The 15,422-nt window shown below is 67.0% G+C and carries 13 protein-coding genes; 5 read left to right on the top strand and 8 right to left on the bottom strand.

What is annotated here, in order from left to right; genetic code table 11:
- Positions 1 to 117: 117 nt before the first annotated feature.
- Together NCW75_10340 and NCW75_10335 are read right to left on the bottom strand one after the other, a co-directional pair.
- Positions 118 to 408: a hypothetical protein gene (locus tag NCW75_10340; protein UYV11696.1), complete on the bottom strand. Its 291-nt coding sequence runs from the start codon at positions 406 to 408 to the stop codon at positions 118 to 120.
- Complete coding sequence (locus NCW75_10335; protein UYV11695.1) at positions 405 to 1,040, bottom strand: sigma-70 family RNA polymerase sigma factor; 636 nt, start codon at positions 1,038 to 1,040, stop codon at positions 405 to 407. Before NCW75_10335 ends, NCW75_10340 begins: the two co-directional genes overlap by 4 nt.
- Before the next feature lie 102 nt (positions 1,041 to 1,142).
- Here NCW75_10335 and NCW75_10330 point away from each other — a divergent pair, with 102 nt between their 5' ends.
- Complete coding sequence (locus NCW75_10330) at positions 1,143 to 4,790, top strand: mechanosensitive ion channel (protein ID UYV11694.1); 3,648 nt, start codon at positions 1,143 to 1,145, stop codon at positions 4,788 to 4,790.
- On the top strand, positions 4,787 to 5,788 hold the full coding sequence (locus NCW75_10325; protein UYV11693.1) for a hypothetical protein: 1,002 nt from the start codon (positions 4,787 to 4,789) through the stop codon (positions 5,786 to 5,788). The genes NCW75_10330 and NCW75_10325 overlap by 4 nt, the downstream gene beginning before the upstream one ends.
- Here the strand turns inward: NCW75_10325 and NCW75_10320 are convergent.
- Entirely contained in the window at positions 5,785 to 6,309 is a 525-nt protein-coding gene (locus NCW75_10320; GenBank protein UYV11692.1) for a hypothetical protein, read from the bottom strand. The genes NCW75_10325 and NCW75_10320 overlap by 4 nt on opposite strands.
- Before the next feature lie 78 nt (positions 6,310 to 6,387).
- Positions 6,388 to 8,589, bottom strand: coding sequence for an NAD-dependent DNA ligase LigA (ligA, locus tag NCW75_10315; protein UYV11691.1), 2,202 nt, complete (start codon positions 8,587 to 8,589; stop codon positions 6,388 to 6,390).
- Positions 8,590 to 8,617: 28 nt separating this feature from the next.
- Here ligA and NCW75_10310 point away from each other — a divergent pair, with 28 nt between their 5' ends.
- Positions 8,618 to 9,493 (top strand): bifunctional 5,10-methylenetetrahydrofolate dehydrogenase/5,10-methenyltetrahydrofolate cyclohydrolase, encoded by an 876-nt coding sequence (locus NCW75_10310; GenBank protein ID UYV11690.1) that lies wholly within the window; start codon positions 8,618 to 8,620, stop codon positions 9,491 to 9,493.
- Between the two features lie 6 nt (positions 9,494 to 9,499).
- Here NCW75_10310 and NCW75_10305 read toward each other — a convergent pair whose 3' ends face one another.
- A complete protein-coding gene (locus tag NCW75_10305; GenBank protein ID UYV11689.1) occupies positions 9,500 to 10,177 on the bottom strand; it encodes a hypothetical protein in 678 nt (225 codons plus the stop codon).
- Between the two features lie 146 nt (positions 10,178 to 10,323).
- Entirely contained in the window at positions 10,324 to 11,337 is a 1,014-nt protein-coding gene (locus tag NCW75_10300; protein ID UYV11688.1) for a tetratricopeptide repeat protein, read from the bottom strand.
- Between the two features lie 371 nt (positions 11,338 to 11,708).
- Here NCW75_10300 and NCW75_10295 point away from each other — a divergent pair, with 371 nt between their 5' ends.
- Together NCW75_10295 and NCW75_10290 are read left to right on the top strand one after the other, a co-directional pair.
- On the top strand, positions 11,709 to 12,413 hold the full coding sequence (locus tag NCW75_10295; GenBank protein UYV11687.1) for a hypothetical protein: 705 nt from the start codon (positions 11,709 to 11,711) through the stop codon (positions 12,411 to 12,413).
- Positions 12,414 to 12,434: 21 nt separating this feature from the next.
- Positions 12,435 to 13,202 (top strand): SDR family NAD(P)-dependent oxidoreductase, encoded by a 768-nt coding sequence (locus tag NCW75_10290; protein UYV11686.1) that lies wholly within the window; start codon positions 12,435 to 12,437, stop codon positions 13,200 to 13,202.
- A 57-nt stretch (positions 13,203 to 13,259) separates the two neighbouring features.
- Here NCW75_10290 and NCW75_10285 read toward each other — a convergent pair whose 3' ends face one another.
- Positions 13,260 to 13,601 carry an FKBP-type peptidyl-prolyl cis-trans isomerase gene (locus NCW75_10285; GenBank protein ID UYV11685.1) on the bottom strand — a complete coding sequence of 114 codons (342 nt, stop codon included), beginning with the start codon at positions 13,599 to 13,601 and terminating at the stop codon, positions 13,260 to 13,262.
- A gap of 69 nt (positions 13,602 to 13,670) precedes the next feature.
- Positions 13,671 to 15,410, bottom strand: coding sequence for an FKBP-type peptidyl-prolyl cis-trans isomerase (locus NCW75_10280; protein UYV11684.1), 1,740 nt, complete (start codon positions 15,408 to 15,410; stop codon positions 13,671 to 13,673).
- Positions 15,411 to 15,422: the final 12 nt, after the last annotated feature.

Raw genomic sequence — 15,422 nt, 5'->3', positions numbered from 1 at the left:
CTGCATCTCCTAGGTTGGGCCTCTCTCCGGGCCTATGTGAAGCGACGCGATAGCCGCCGCCCTGATGGGTCGGTCGGAACGTTTGCGCCTTGCGTGGTTTCCAAAGAAAATTGTGGATTACTTGCCGTCGCGCTCGCGGAGGCGTTCCACCATGCGTTGGCGGGTGTCATCGGGCATGGGCGTGGGTTGGGCAACGCTGTCGAAATCGTCCAGAGCTTCCCCAATCTGCCGCATCGCCCGCCGTGCCGCGCGGCACGAGCCGCACATGGCGCTGTGCATCCGCTCGCCGGCCTTCTGCGCGCGGGTCGTGGCCGGGTCTGTGAAGTTCGCGCGGATGCGGTCGGCCTCCTCGCAGCGAAGGGTCAGGACATACCAGAGGGTGGGGAAGAACGAGATGAGACGCTTCAAGGCTCGCCTCCCTTCTTCTCGACCCCGCGGCTCTTGCTCGAGTGGTCCTCGCCGCCAAGCTCACGCCGCAGCCGGGCCTTGGCCCGGTGGACGAGTGTCCAGACTTGCGAGGCGCTCACGCCCAAGGCTTCCCCCAGTTCCGCCGAACTCATGCCGTCCACCTCCCGCAGCACCAGAACGGTGCGCATGGGCTCGGGCAAACGCTCTACCGCCGCCGCCACGAGCCGGGCAAACTCGGCCCGCTCCATGGCACCCGAAGGCGAGGCGTCTCCGCCTTGGTCGTCCAAGGCACCCAATCCTTGCTGGTGCACACGCCACGAGCCATCGGAAAAGTCCTCCATCGGGCCGGAAACCATCGCCGAGAGGTCGGCCGCGTGCTCTTTCCGGCGATATCGGGCCCGCAGCGTGTCGAGCACCTTGTGCTTGAGGATGCCCATGAGCCAGGTCTTCTCGGCCGAATCGCCCGCGAAGGCCCGCGAAGTGCCGAGGGCCGCCGCGAGGCATTCCTGCACGGCGTCCTCGGCGTCGGTCGACGAGCCCAGCCGCCGGAGGGCGTAGGCATACAGAGCGTCGCCGTAGGCGTCCACCCACAGGCTCGGATCGGTGCTCGCGTTGGCATGCTTCGACTTCATGGTGGTGCGGGCCGACCGATGATCGCCCGCGGCGTGTTTTAGGCGTCCCCCTCGGCGATTGGTTGGTTCGTTGTGGGTACGCATCTTGCTTACACTGCCCCGATGCCGAAACTCCTGAATCGTACCATTGGCTTGGTTGCGCTCCTGTTGATCGCCGGCGTGGCTCTGGGCCAGGATAGTGGCGAATCCCAGGCGCGGCCCCCTGCCCAGCCCGAGGCGGTCGTGAGCGCCCCGGTGGCTCCCGTTGACGCCCCAACGATCACCCAGGTCCAAGAGCGCATCGCCGAGGTCGAGGCCAGTACCGATCTCGACCAAGCGGCCAAGGACGCCCTGCTTGATCCACTGAGCGCGGCGCTGTCCGTTCTCCAACGCCGCGACACAGCACTCAAAGAGCGCCAGCAATTCGCCGATGCCTCGGCTTCGGCCGCAGGCACTCAGGAGCAACTCAGCAGGGAACTCGACCAGCCCGCCACACTGCCGCAGCCCGAGGACTTCTCCCAACTGTCACCCGACGCGGCGCTCGACGCCATCAGGGCGTTGCTTACTGATGCGCAGGCCCGGCTCGATGCCGCGAAGGCCGAAGAGATACGTTTGGAAACCGAGGCCACAACCCGCGAGATGCGCCTGGCCAGCGCGCCGACGCAACTAGTCGAGTGGCGTGAAGAGTTGACCGAGGCCACTACCGAGCTAGCCGCCCTTCCCGCGGATCCGACCGACGCCGCAGCAACGGCCCGGCGCTGGGAGAAGCGGGCCGAGGCCGCCGAGAAGGCCGCCCTCATCGCCCGGCTCGAGGCCGAGACCGCCAGCTACACGGCCCGGCGCGAGGTGCTGCCGCTCCGCCAGAGCCTGGCCCAACGCAAGGCCGACCTCGCCTCGCGCCAGATCGACCAGCTCCGCGCCGCCGAGACCGCGGCGGCCAACCGCAAGGCCCGCCAGGCCCAGCAAGATGCCCAGCAGCAGGCCGCCGACGTGGCCGACCCAGAGCTGCAACGCATCGCCAAGGCGACCAGCGAGTACGCGACCAAGCGGCTGGGCAAGGACGGAACGCTAGCGCGTCTCGAGCACGTGCGCGCCGAGCACGAACAGGCCAGGCAGAAACTCGACGACCTCCAGCGTCGCGCGCGCAACACCGCCGCCCGTGTGCAGGCCGCCGGGCTTACCGAACTTGTTGGCCGCGCCCTACGCGACGAACTGCGCAACCTGCCCGAGATCGACCCCGATGCCAGCGAGCTTCTGAGCACGCGGATGGGCCAGGCCCAGTACGAGTTGATCGCCATCGAAGACGAGCTTTCAGAATACGGCGACGCCCAAGCGGCTATCACCCGCGCACGAGATCGCTTGACTGTTGGTGATGAACCGCTCTCGCCAGAAGTCGAACGCCAGATCTCCAGCATCATCAACGCCTACGTCGACATCCTGAACGAGGTCCAGGGTGATTACCTTGCCTATTACGACGCGGCGCTCAACCTCGAGACCAAACGATCGACCCTTGCCGAGACAACCAAGGCCTTCCGGACCTTCATCGAAGAACGCATCCTCTGGACCCGCAGCGTCCAGGGCTCGGCCATCCCCAGCGTCGAGAGCCTGACCCGCGGTGCGGTCTGGCTGCTGGGCGGCAAGCAAGCGACCACGACCGCGAGCGAGGAGCCGATCGGTTCACAATGGCTCGCCGCCGTGCTCGATTTCTGGCCACCACCGTTCCTGGTTGGTCCGGTTTTTCTCGCGCTGTTCGTGTCGTACTGGGCGCGAGCACGGGCCAAGCGGGCCCTCAATGCCACCGCCACCCAGGTCCGCAAGTTCGGCACCGATCGCATGGGCCTCACGATCAAGGCCATCCCCCTCACGATCCTGATGGGCCTGCCGCTACCGATCAGCCTGACACTGGTGGGCCTGCTGCTCACCGGCACGCAGGTCGAGGCCGCCCAAGCCGTTGGCAAGGCGTTGTTCGACACGGCGGTGCTGGCCTTTGTGCTGGAGTTCACTCGCCACGCCTCGCGCAATGATGGGCTCGTTGACGCTCATTTCCGCTGGCGACGCGAGGGGCTGACACACTTCCGACGGCTCGTGTACCTACTCGAGTTCACGATCCTGCCCCTCGCGGTGATCGCTCGCGCAATGGGCCACCAGCCCGACGTGGTGATGAACGACGCACTCGGCCGGATGGCGTTCATCGTGGCCGAGTTGGTGCTTGCCATCTTCACCGCCTGGCTGTTTGCGCCATGGCTGCCCTTCGTGCGCAGCCATCTGGCCAAGCACCCCAAGAGCTTCGTGAACCAGGCGCGATGGGTGTGGTACCCGCTGCTGGTGGCGGCGCCCATCACACTGGCCGTCCTGGCCGCCGTGGGGTACTACTACACCGCCGCCCGGCTCGACGAACGCCTGCACCTGACGGGCTGGCTGGTGGTGGCCGCAACCATCGCGTACAACCTGGTCCTGCGGTGGCTGTTCATCGAACGCCGAAAGCTGCTGGTCAAGCGAGCGCAACAGAAACGAGAGGCCGAACAAGCCGAGCGAGCCGCGACCGGCGATCCCGAGAGCGTCGAGCTCGAAGCGCCCGCCGAGCTCGACGCGGCCGAGGTCGACACGCAGACGCGGCGTGTGCTGGTTGCCGCGGTCATCGTGGGCGTGGTGGTCGGCATGTATGGCTTGTGGGCCGAGCAGCTCCCGGCCCTGCGCATGCTCGAGCGGGTGCAGCTCTGGCCCTCCGTGGACGTCATCGACACCGAAGCCACGCCGGTGATCGCGCCGAGCCTGAGCGAGCCGCCGCCCGAGCCTGGGTCAAGGCCCGATTCGGGCGATGCCGAGCAGCAGGCTTCGGCCGATCCCAACCCCTTCGGTCCGCTCGACCTGAGCGGCGGCGACTCGGGCGAGAGCGAGCCCATCCGGTCCATCACGCTGGCCGACGTTGGAGCGGCCTTCCTCTTCTTCCTGCTCACCTGGGTGCTGGCGCGCAACCTGCCGGGCCTGCTCGAGATCACCATCCTCAAGCGGCTCCCGCTCGATTCGGGTGCCCGATTTGCCGTCACGAGCATCCTGCGGTACTTCATCGGCATCATCGGAATCCTGCTGGCCTTCAGCGCCATCGGCATCGGCTGGTCGCACGTCCAGTTCCTGGCCGCCGCGCTCACATTCGGTCTCGCGTTCGGATTGCAAGAGATCTTCGCCAACTTCATCTCGGGCCTGATCATGCTCATCGAACGCCCCGTCCGTGTGGGCGACACCGTAACGGTCAACAACGTCAACGGCCGCATCACGCGCATCCGCATGCGCGCCACCACCGTGCTCGACTGGGAGATGCGCGAGCTCATTCTGCCCAACAAGGTGTTCATCACCGAGCAGTTCATCAACTGGACGCTCTCGGACCCGCGCCTGCGCGTAACCATCCCGGTGGGCGTGTCCTACGGCTCGGACGTGCGCCTTGTCGAACGCACGCTGCTGGAGCTGGGCCAGAGCCAGGACCACGTGGTGCCCGAGCCCAAGGTGCGGGCCCTTTTTCTGGGCTTCGGTGATAGCACGCTGAACTTCGAGCTCCGGGTATTCGTGGAACACTTCGATTACTTCGTCGAGGCCCGGAGCGTGCTGCACACGCGCATCGCCGAGCGCTTCCGCGAGTTGGATATCGAGATCGCTTTCCCGCAGCGCGACCTCAACATCAGAGACATCGGGCCGCTGGCCGAGGCGATGGAGCGACGCTCACGCGACGCCCGTGCTCTGCCCGATACTCCCCAAAACCCCGAGGGCCCGCGATGACCACGATGAAATTCACGGCCATGGCGCCCGAGTCGGGCGTGCTGATCTCAGCCTCGCCCGCGGGCGTCGAGCGGAACCCCGACGCGCCCATCGAGCAGATCATCACGAGCGAGACCGCGTGGCGGTGGCTGCACCTCGACCACAACCGACCCAATGCCGCCGAGTGGCTCCGCCTCCAGGAAGACCTGCCCGAGGACGTCGCCGACGCCATGCTCGCGACGCAAACACGGCCACGTTGCGTGCAGTGGAAGGGCGGCTTGCTGTTCATCGGCCGCGGCGTGAACCTCAACGCCGAGTCACTACCCGAGGACATGATCTCGATCCGTGCGTGGCTCACACCTGGACGGCTGGTCACCGTCGTGCGCCGCCGCCTGCGCGCCGCCGAGGATGTCGCCACCGCCGTCGAGCAGCCGAACCCCAAGGTCCAGGTTGAGGCCGCCGGCGAGCTGCTGCTCATGCTGCTGGAGAACCTGCTCGAACGCATGACGCCCACCGTCACCGAGAGCGGCGAGCAGATCGACGACTACCTCGAGGGCGTCATCGACGAGGAAACAAAGGTTGATCGCCGCGACATCGCACGACTGAGGCTGCGCATCATCACCATGCGCCGCTACGCCCTGCCGCTGCGCGAGGCCATCGCCGAGCTCCGGCTCGCGCCGCCCACGCTGATGCCCGCCGACCTCACGCCCGCGCTCATCGAGGTTGCCGATCGCGTCACCCGCATCGTCGACGAGCTGGACAACCAGAACATCCGGGCAGAGCTTGCACGGGCCGAGGTCGCCGGCATCGAATCCGAAACCCTCAACCGCCGCCTCTACGCGCTCGCCATCGTCACGGCCATCTTCCTGCCGCTCTCGTTCCTCACCGGCTTGCTCGGCATGAACGTCGCGGGCATCCCCTTCACCCAGCCCGACTGGTCGATCTGGGTGTGGGGCGTCGTGTTCGCGACCGTGCTCGCCGGGCAGCTCTGGCTGCTGCGTCGCCTCGGCTGGCTCTAGCCAATAATCCGCTCGGGCTCGAGCGCGTCGAGCATACTGGCGTAGGTGCCCGTCACCGGTTCGCCGAGCGTGGGCCCGAGGATGTGCCGCAACTCGCCGATGTTCTCGTGGCAGCGGGCGACGTTGAACACCCGGCTTACCGCGGCCTCGAACACGCAGAACTGGCCAAGGCCGTCGATCTCGTCGAACTTGATGCGCACGTTGGCCCGCATGAGTGCCACGCGCGTCTTGGTCACCGTCCGCCACACGGGCGGGTCGGTGCGGCCATACCGAAGCCGCATCTGCGCCTCGTCGTACACGGTGAACTGGCACAGGTGCGGCGCGAGCCGATCGCGCCGATCGTAGAAGATGTACTCCACCGGCTCATCGGGCGCCTCGCGCTTCTTGAACACGCCACTGGGCACGCGGAAATAGGTGTCGCGCAGCTCGAGGGTGGTCAGCGGCGTCGCGCCCGCGCGCAAGAGCGCGGCCATCGCCATCTCCGGGTCGCGCAGTTCGCATCGGAACTCGAGATTCTGCATGCCTCGCGACTCCCTCCAACGCGCACCGATCGCGCCCCGGGCAAGTATCGGGCCGCTCGCAGATCCGCTTGATAGGGATCACCCAGGAACATGCTCTGGCGGCAACTCATTGAGCAGTTTTGGCTCGTCCCATATCTCGACGCCCAGTTCCCGGGCCTTGTCGAGCTTGCTGCCGGCCTTCTCGCCGGCGACGAGGACGTCGGTGTTCTTGCTCACCGAGCCCGACACCTTCGCTCCCAGACCTTCGAGAATGTCCTTGAGCGCCCCACGCTCGAAGCGTTCGAGCGAGCCGGTCATCACGAACTTGCGGCCGGCAAAGGCACTATCACTACCCGCTTCCACACGTGCGGCCGGATCAACGTAGTCCTTGCTCGATAGATCAACGCCCACCGATCGCAGGTCATCGAACGTCTGGCGTGCCGCCTTGGAGTGCAGGTACTCGTGCACGACGGGCGCGGTCAGCGCGCCCAATCCCGTCTCGGGCGGGTCTTCCAGTTTGTCAGTCGAGCCTATCAACCGCTTCCGCTCGGCTTGGCTCATGGAGTTCAGGGCCGTGGGCATGAGTTGCCACACTTCGGCTTCCAGCAAGGCATCGACCGACGGGAACACACGCGCGAGCGCCTTGGCCGTGCTCTCGCCAACATGGCGCATGCCCAGCCCTGCCAGCACGCGCGCCATGCCACGGTTCTTGGAGTCTTCGATGCCCTTGAGCATCAAAGCCACCGATTTTTCGCCCAGCCCTTCGAGCTCCTTCAGCGTGTCCTCGTGCTCGTGTAGGCGGAAGATGTCGGCAAAGTGCTCCAGCGGGATGTCAACGTTCTCGCGGATCAGGTCGATGGTTTTCTCGCCCAGCCCGTCGATATCCATCTGCCGCCGCCCCACGAACCACACCAGCTTCTCGCGCACCTGTGCGGGGCACTCGGGGTTCACGCAGCGGCGGGTGGTCTCCAGCTTCGGTTCATCCTCGGCCTCGGCCGGCTCGACCTCGACGACACCCCCGCACGCCGGGCATTCCTTTGGCGCCTTGATCTTGGTGCTGTCCTTCGACCGCGCCGAAGCGACCACCCCCAGCACGTATGGAATGATCTCACCCGCCTTCTCGATCTCGACCGTGTCGCCGATGCGGATGTCCTTCTGGGCGATCTGGCCGTAGTTGTGCAGCGTGGCGTGTTGCACGGTCGTGCCCGCCAGCAGCACGGGCTCCATGGTGGCGCGGGGGGTGATCTTGCCCGTCTTGCCGACCTGGTGTTCCACACCCAACATGACCGTGTGTGCGCGCTCGGCGGCGTACTTGTACGCGATGGCCCACCGCGGGCTCTTGCTGGTCACGCCCAGCTTCTCCTGCTGCGCGAAGCGGTTGACACGCACCACCATTCCGTCGGTCAGGTAGTCCAGGTCGTGGCGATCAGTATTAAATTGCTCGATCGCCGCCAGCACCGCCTCGGCGTCGCGCGCGGTCGTCGACATCGGGCTCACCGCCACGCCCATCGCCTTGATGGTGCCCAGGAACTCGGTAAACGATTCGGCGAACCCGCCATCGACCTCGCCCCGGCCGTGGGCGACAAAGCCGAGTTTGCGATCGGCCGCCACGGTGGGGTCGAGCATCTTGATGGTGCCCGCCGTCGCGTTGCGGGGGTTCATGAGCGGGGCCTCGCCGGCCTCGGCCCGCTCGCGGTTGATGCGGGCGAACTGCGACAGCGGGATGAACAGCTCGCCGCGGACTTCGAGCACGTCGGGCAGCTTCTTCTTGGGTGCATCGAGCCGCAGGGGGATGGCCCGCACCGTGCGCACGGTGTGGGTCACGTCGTCGCCGCGTGTGCCATCGCCACGAGTGAGCGCGTGGGCCAGCTCGCCCTTCTCGTATCGGAGGCTGACGGCGACGCCGTCGACCTTGGGATCGCACACGAAGCGGTTGGCCTCGGCCGAGCCCTCGCCGTCATCTTTCAGGGCCTTGGAGATCCGGACGACCCAGGCCCGAACTTCGGCCTCGTTGTAGGTGTTGTCGATGCTCATCATGGGCCGGGCGTGGTCGCGGGTGACGAAGCCCTCGATGGGCTCGCCGCCCACGCGCACGGTTGGGCTGGCGGGGTCGGTCAGGTCGGGGTGCCGTTCTTCGAGGCCGGCCAACTCGTCAAGCAGGCGGTCGAACTCGGTGTCGCTCATGACCGGGTCGGCGTCGACGTAGTACGCCCGGTTGGCCCGTGTCAGCAGGTCGCGCAGTTCGGCGATGCGAGCCGGCTCGTCGGGCTTGGGTGCTCCCTTTGGCTCACTCTTTGCCATCGTGCCCGCAGGGTAGGTACGATGCGCCGTGAGCGAAGCACAGATCATCGACGGCAGGGCCCTGGCCGCCCGGTATCGCAGAGAGATCGCCGAGCGCGTGGCCGCGCTCAAGGCCCTCGTGAAGACCGTCCGGCTTGATGCCCTGCTGGTGGACGACGGCGACAGCGCCGCCAGGCAATACGCCGACAGCCAGCGGCGGACCTGCGAGAAGCTGGGCATCGAGTACAAGCTGCACAGCCTGCCGGCAACGTCTGGCTTCGACGATATCGCCGGCCGCGTGCTGCTGCTGAACACCCAGGACAGTTGCCACGCCATCATGGTGCACATGCCCATGCCCGAGGGCGTGGATCCATACGAGGTGCAGCGGCGGATCGATTCGGACAAGGACGTCGAGGGCGTGAACCCGGCCAACATCGGCAACGTGGTCTACGGCCGGAGCAGCCTCGCGCCGTGTACGGCTCTGGCCACGCTGCGGATGATCCGATCAACTGGTGTGGACCTCAAGGGTGCTCGCTGCGTGGTCGTGGGGGCCGGGGACGTCGTGGGTAAGCCCATCGCCGTCTTGCTGATGCAAGAGGAGGCCACGGTCTTCAGCTGCAACGAGCACACCGAGGGCATCGAAGATCTAGCACGGTCGGCCGACGTTCTGATCGCTGCCGCGGGCGTGCCAGAGTTGGTCAAGGGTGATTGGATCAAGCCCGGCGCGGTCGTGGTCGACGTTGGCGTGAACCGCGTGCCCCACGCTGGCGGCTCGGCGCGCACCGTGGGCGACGTGGCCTTCGACGAGGCCAAGAAGGTTGCGGGGTTCATTAGCCCCGTGCCCGGGGGTGTGGGGCCGATGACGGTGGCGATGCTGCTGCGCAATGTTGTTGCCGCCGCCGAGGGTGGCGCGAGCGACCTGTAGGGCCGACTACGGGCAGCCGGCGTCGAACTCGTTCTGGAACGCCAGGAAGTCGAAGAGGGTGAGCGAGCCGTCGCCGTCGAAGTCGGCGGCCAGGTCGCCCGCGACGAAGAGGTTCTGGAACGCCAGGAAATCGAAGATCGTGAGCACGCCGTCGCCGTCCAGATCGGCGCGGCAGGTGTCGCCCGCTTCGACACGGATCGCGCCGGTCATTCCGGTGTGGAACGCGATGGTGCAGGTGTAGAAGTAATTGCCCACGTCGTCGGCCGTGGGCGTCCACTCGATGAAGTCGTCGGTGGGGGCGGGGTCGGCGGTGAAGTCTTCGATGGGCTTGAGCGTCGCGTCGTCGATGACATCGGTATCGAACGTGACACGCGAGTAGGTGCCGTCGCCGCCGGTGACCTCGAGCGTGTCGTCGGTGATGGCAAACGGGTGCGAGGAGCTGACGCGCCGGAAGATGTACGTCTGGCCAGCCGTGAGGATGAGCGTGGGATCCACGATGTCTACGAACATGCCGCCGCTGTCGCTCCAATCGAAGCGGTAATCGTTGGCTCCGAAGTGGTTGAGCGAGAACTCAACGCCGCCGGGCACCCGATAGACGTTGGGGTCGGGCTGGGTCGTCTGGGCCAGGACGGGGGCGCTGGCGGCTGCCAGGAGCACTGTCGCGACAATTATGCGGTTGGGCATCGGAGTCTCTCCTTCTCGTGGGGCCAGGCTCGTGAAGCCAAGGCTATCCCCCTGGCCTAGGTCGACCGTGGCCCGAGCGTTGCACCGCGCACGAGAAAAGTGGGCCAGTTCTGGTTGACCCTCGCGGCGATCAGGATTTCCAGTGTTCAACTGAAGCGGCTGAGCAGTTCACGGACCTTGGGCTGGCGGTGCTCGATCCGGAGGCTCTTGCGGAAGTTCTCCAGGGCCTGCTGCAGGGCGGTGGTGTCGGTATTCTCGCTCTGGATGAACTGGTTGAGGCGGAGGACGGCCAAGCCGTTGAGGGCGGGGTAGTGCTCGGCGTCGATCTCGAGGGCCTGCTCGAAGCTGCTCGTCGCACCGTCGTAATCACCCAGTCGGAACATCGCGGCGCCGCGACGCTCCCAGGCGAGCGCCGATTCGTTAGTACGCAGCAACTGGTCGAGCACGTTGATGACCTGCGCGTCTTCGCCCAGCGATCGCAGGCTCTCGGCCAGGTTCACGAGCAACTCGGGTGAGATCGGATCGACCAATTCCGCGGCCTGCTGGTACTCGTCCACAGCGCGGCGGTGTTCGTCCATGGCGGCGTAGATCGAGCCCAGATTGATGCGGGCCGGCGCGCTGTTGGGGTCGAGGAACACGGCGCGTTCGGCAAATGGTCTTGCCCGGCTCGGTTCTTCGGCTTGCATGTAGGCGACCGAGACGTTGATGTTGGCCAGTGGATCGGTAGGGTCGAGTTCGAGCGAGGTGAGGTACGCGCGGATGGAATCGCTGACGCGGCCCAGCATCTGCAGAGCCCGGCCCAGATGGAAGTGGTTTCGCGGGTTGTTGGGGTCGAGCCTGACCGCCCGAGTCAGGTACTGCTCGGCCGATGCGGCGTCATCGAGGTCCATTGACGCGAGCCCGGCGCCAACGTAGGCCCGAGTGAGCAGCGGATTGAGCTCGATGGCGCGCTCGAACTCTGCCAGGGCGGCCTCGGGGTCGCCTAGCCGGACGTGGGCGACGGCCTGGTCGGCGGCGTCCTCGGCGGCTTGCGACTGGGCCTGTTGCCTGGGCGACGGGCCCGAACTGCATGCCGTCAGGCAGAGGCCAGCACCAACCAAGGCCGCCAGCAGGGCCACCTTGGTTGAGGTCTGTCGTCCGCGAGCCTGCCTGTCGATCATCCACTGCCCCTTCCCAACGCGACCGGTGCCGTCGGCGAGTTGCCGAGCCCTTCCAACGATCGGCAAGCCGGGCGGGTTCGGCCCAACACACCGGCAGAGCCCATTATCGCACCCATCGAGTCCCCAGGTGAGGTGCTGCGCCCAGCTTTGGCCATCTGTGATCCCGATGCGCAATTTCGGCCGATAAGAGTTCGATGGCTTGGTGCCATTCTTGGGAATCCATACTCACAAACGACCCCGACTTCCGCAAGGGCTATATGTCTCCGATGCCATCGTCTATCTCCGGCCTCAAGATCAGCCTTGCTGGTTTTGTGAGGTTTTTGATCGTTGCTTTATTCGCAGGTTCTTGGGTCGTTTCAGCGACGGGCTGCATGCGGAAGTCCGAACTGCCGGTGACCCTGAGCTTCCGCAACGTGCGGGCCGTGGTGGTGCAGGGCGACAGCACCGGCGGGCGGGCCCGGGTGACCCGCAGCGAGTGGGACCAGATCTGGCCGGTGGTCATCCGACACCACAAGGTGAGCAATCGGATGGCGATGAAGCCCAGCTTCGATGCCGGCCCGCCCACGATGGATTCCATCGCGGGCGTGGAAGTGCGGGATTACACAGCCACGATCGTCGTGGACAGCTTCAAGGGGCTGTCAAAGCTGCACCGGAGCCTGGAAGACCTCCAGGGCCAGCCGATCGCGCCGGGCCGCCGATTGCAGCTTTCCCTCAGCGAGGTGTCGCTCGGATTCTCGGGCAACTTCATCAGTGCCCGCCGCACCGAGATGCTCCAGGGCCGGACGCTGCCGGGCGCCACGGTCGTGCTGTACGACCGAGATCCCGATCGGCCGCGCATCGTGCGAGCCGACGAGACCGGCGAGTGGATGGCCCCGATCGTGACCAGGCCCGACCAGCGATCCGTCGTGGGCTACAGCGTGCCGCCGGGCGTGCGAGACCGGCCCGAGACGCGGCGGTACTTCCGCATCGACCTGCGCACCAATATCGGTGAGGACATCGACGAGCGCCGCTTCAACAACGAGATCGAGGCGATGCGCGGCGGGATGGGCGCCTTCATCAACCGCATCACCGGCTGAGCGCGGCGCTACCGTCCGCCCATGAGCGAATTCAAGGATCGTGTGGCCATCGTCACGGGCGCGAGCGCGGGTATTGGCCTGTCGTGCGCGCGCATGCTGGCAGAGGGCGGGGCGGTGGTCGTGGTGAACGCCCGGCGGACGGGCCGGCTGGACGAGCTGGTCGAGATCGATCACACCCGCGTGAGGCCCGTTGCGGGTGATGCGGCCGAGCCCGATGTGATCGAGGCGATGCTCGAGGCCGCCAAGGCGGTCGGCGGGCGTGAAGCCGACCTGGTCATCGCCAACGCCGGGCGTGGGCTGCGGGGGTCCCCGTTGGATTCCGACGAGGCCGAGTGGGAGGACGTGCTACGCATCAACACGCTGGCGGCGGCCAGGCTCATGCGGGCGGCCATCCATCGGATGTTCGCCGAGGTGGGCGAGTATCAAGGGCCTCCAAAGCAGCCGCGCGACGTGGTGGTGCTGGGCTCGACGGTGGGGCGGAACCTGAGCCCGTTCAGCAGCTTCTACGGCGCGGCCAAGGCGGCGGTCCACATGCTGGCCGAGGCGATGCGGCGCGAGGCCGGGCCCAAGGGCGTGCGCGTGACGACCATCGAGCCGGGCGTGGTGGCCAGCGAGTTCCAATCGGCGGCGGGCTACGACCCCGAGGCGTTCGGCGAGTTCATGGAATCGATGGCGCCGGTGCTGACGCCCGATGACGTGGCGCGGGCGATTCTGTTCGGCTGCGCGCAGCCGGCGGGGGTCCACCTGAGCGAGATCATGCTGCGCCCGACGCGGCAGGCGTATCCGTGAGCTTGCAACGAAAAGCCCGGGCTTGCGCCCGGGCCTCGTGCTGATCTCAGGTCCTGGTTACTTCACTTCGAGCAGTTCGATGTCGAAGACCAGGTTGGCGCGCGGGGGGATGCTTGGGGGCGAGCCGCGCTCGCCGTAGCCCAGGCTGTAGGGGATCTCGAGGCGGCGCTTGCCGCCCTCCTTCATGCCGGGGATGCCGATCTGCCAGCCCTGGATGAGGTTGCGCAGCGGGAACGTGATGGGCTCGCCGCGGTCGTAGCTCGAGTCGAACTGGGTGCCGTCCTCGAGGGTGCCGCGGTAGTGGACCTTGACGGTCGCGCCGGGCGGGCACTCGGTGCCCCCACCAACTTCAACGTCTTCGGCCACCAGTCCACCGGCGAGTTCTTGTCGTTCAGTCATTCGAATCGGGTCCTTTCTGCCCGGGCGTTCCCGGGGCGGTCGTTATCGATGTGTTGGGGGTGGCGGGGCTTATTGCACGGCGGCCAGTTCGATCTCGAACACCAGGCTGCTGCCCGGCGGCACCATGGGCGGGTTGCCCGCTTCGCCGAAGCCCTGCTCGGCGGAGAGTTCGATACGGCGCACGCCGCCGACCTTCATGCCCACGATGGCCTTGCGCAGGCCGGGCAGGGGCGGCTGCCCGTCGAGGGGGATCGGCTGCAGGTCGTCGGTGGCGAACGTGTTGGCGACGACCTCGCCGTCGGGCAGCTTGGCCATCATGTAGACGAAGGCCTGCTGGCCGGCGGTCGCCTCGGGGCCCGCGCCGACGGCGACGTCGCGGATGGTGATGCCCTCTTCGAGTTCGGTGGGTTCGCCCGCGAACTCGGTTGCGAATTCACGCGGGGGCTCCCACGAGACGAGTTCGATCTCGAAGGTCAGCGTGGCATTGGGCGGCACGACGGGCGGCCGGCCCTCCTCGCCGAAAGCCAAGGCGGGCGGTATCACGATCTGGCGTGTCTCGCCCGGCAGCATGCCGACCATGCCCTCGCGCCAGCCCTCGATGGTGAACTCCATGGGGAGCTTGATGGGGGCGCCCTGCTCGAAGCTCGAATCGAAGCGGGTGCCGTCCTCGAGCACGCCCAGCGTGTGGAGCGTGACGACCGACCCCTCGGGCAGGGGCTCGGCGTCGGGGTCGCCTTGCTCGACAATGCGGACGACCAGGCCGTTGTCGCGCGTTTCTTCGCTGATCCACTCGGTGCTGAGCTCGCGCTGGTTGATGAAGCTCAGGACCTCGACCTCGAAGACCAGGTCGGCGTTGCCGGGGATCTTGGGTGGGCTGCCCTGCGCGCCATAGCCCAGGGCCGCGGGGATCTCGATGCGGCGTTTGCCGCCGGCCTTCATGCCCAGGAGTCCTCGCGAGAAGCCCTCGATGAGCGCGCCGGGATCGAGCTTGAACTTCGCGGGTTCGCCGCGGTCGTAGCTGGCGTCGAACTGCTCGCTGGTGTCGGCCAGCACACCCCGGTAGTGGACGATGGCGGTCGCGCCGGGCTTGAGCTCTTCCTGGCCCTGGCCCACCTCGATATCGCGCACGACCAGGCCGTCGCCAAGATCCTGGGGCTCGCCCGCGAACTCGCTGGCCAATTCGGGCCTCTCGGGCGGCTGGGGGTTGCGCACGTCGACCAGCTCGAGCTCGAAGACAAGGTCCGAGCGCGGCGGGATCACCGGCGGGCGGCCCTGGGCGCCGTAGGCCATGGCCCAGGGGATCTCGATGCGGCGTTTGCCGCCAACTTTCATCCCTAGCAGGCCCTCGGAGAAGCCGGCGATGACGCCGGTGAGGGGGAACTCCGAGGGTTCGCCCCGGCTATAGCTCGAATCGAACTCTTCGCCCGACTCGCGGAAGGTGCCCCGGTAGTGGACGGTCACGGTCGCGCCCGGCTCGACGGCCTGGCCTTCACCAACGACGGTGTCGGTGATGCCAAGCTCGGTGAAGCCCTCGGAGGCCACCGGCTGGGCTGGGGTTTCGTCCGCAGGCTCGCCGGGTGATTCGGCCGCGGGCTCCTCGCCACCGGGCTGCTCAGCGGATGGCTGCCCATCGGGCGTTCCAGCCGCGGGCTGCTCGTCTTGGGGCTGCTCGGGCTGGGCCGTGGTAGAGGAATCGCCCGAGGGCGCTTGCGGGTTCGAGTTGCCGCAGCCGCCGACGAGTGTGGTTCCGGCGATCGCCAAGAGCGTCAGGACGCGGGTGGGTGTGGTCGAGAACTTGGTGTAATCCATCGAGAATGGTAG

Origin of the sequence: Phycisphaera sp. (genome assembly GCA_025916675.1) — a bacterium.
Classification (GTDB): Bacteria; Planctomycetota; Phycisphaerae; order Phycisphaerales; family UBA1924; genus JAHCJI01.
This window is presented reverse-complemented; position numbering and strand designations above follow the sequence as displayed.

Excerpts from the sequence above, each read along its gene's own strand:
- NCW75_10335 (UYV11695.1), bottom strand. The coding sequence starts at position 1,040 with ATGAAGTCGAAGCATGCCAACGCGAGCACCGATCCGAGCCTGTGGGTG.
- NCW75_10330 (UYV11694.1), top strand. The coding sequence starts at position 1,143 with ATGCCGAAACTCCTGAATCGTACCATTGGCTTGGTTGCGCTCCTGTTG.
- NCW75_10325 (UYV11693.1), top strand. The coding sequence starts at position 4,787 with ATGACCACGATGAAATTCACGGCCATGGCGCCCGAGTCGGGCGTGCTG.
- NCW75_10320 (UYV11692.1), bottom strand. The coding sequence starts at position 6,309 with ATGCAGAATCTCGAGTTCCGATGCGAACTGCGCGACCCGGAGATGGCG.
- ligA (UYV11691.1), bottom strand. The coding sequence starts at position 8,589 with ATGGCAAAGAGTGAGCCAAAGGGAGCACCCAAGCCCGACGAGCCGGCT.
- NCW75_10305 (UYV11689.1), bottom strand. The coding sequence starts at position 10,177 with ATGCCCAACCGCATAATTGTCGCGACAGTGCTCCTGGCAGCCGCCAGC.
- NCW75_10300 (UYV11688.1), bottom strand. The coding sequence starts at position 11,337 with ATGATCGACAGGCAGGCTCGCGGACGACAGACCTCAACCAAGGTGGCC.
- NCW75_10295 (UYV11687.1), top strand. The coding sequence starts at position 11,709 with ATGCGGAAGTCCGAACTGCCGGTGACCCTGAGCTTCCGCAACGTGCGG.
- NCW75_10290 (UYV11686.1), top strand. The coding sequence starts at position 12,435 with ATGAGCGAATTCAAGGATCGTGTGGCCATCGTCACGGGCGCGAGCGCG.
- NCW75_10285 (UYV11685.1), bottom strand. The coding sequence starts at position 13,601 with ATGACTGAACGACAAGAACTCGCCGGTGGACTGGTGGCCGAAGACGTT.
- NCW75_10280 (UYV11684.1), bottom strand. The coding sequence starts at position 15,410 with ATGGATTACACCAAGTTCTCGACCACACCCACCCGCGTCCTGACGCTC.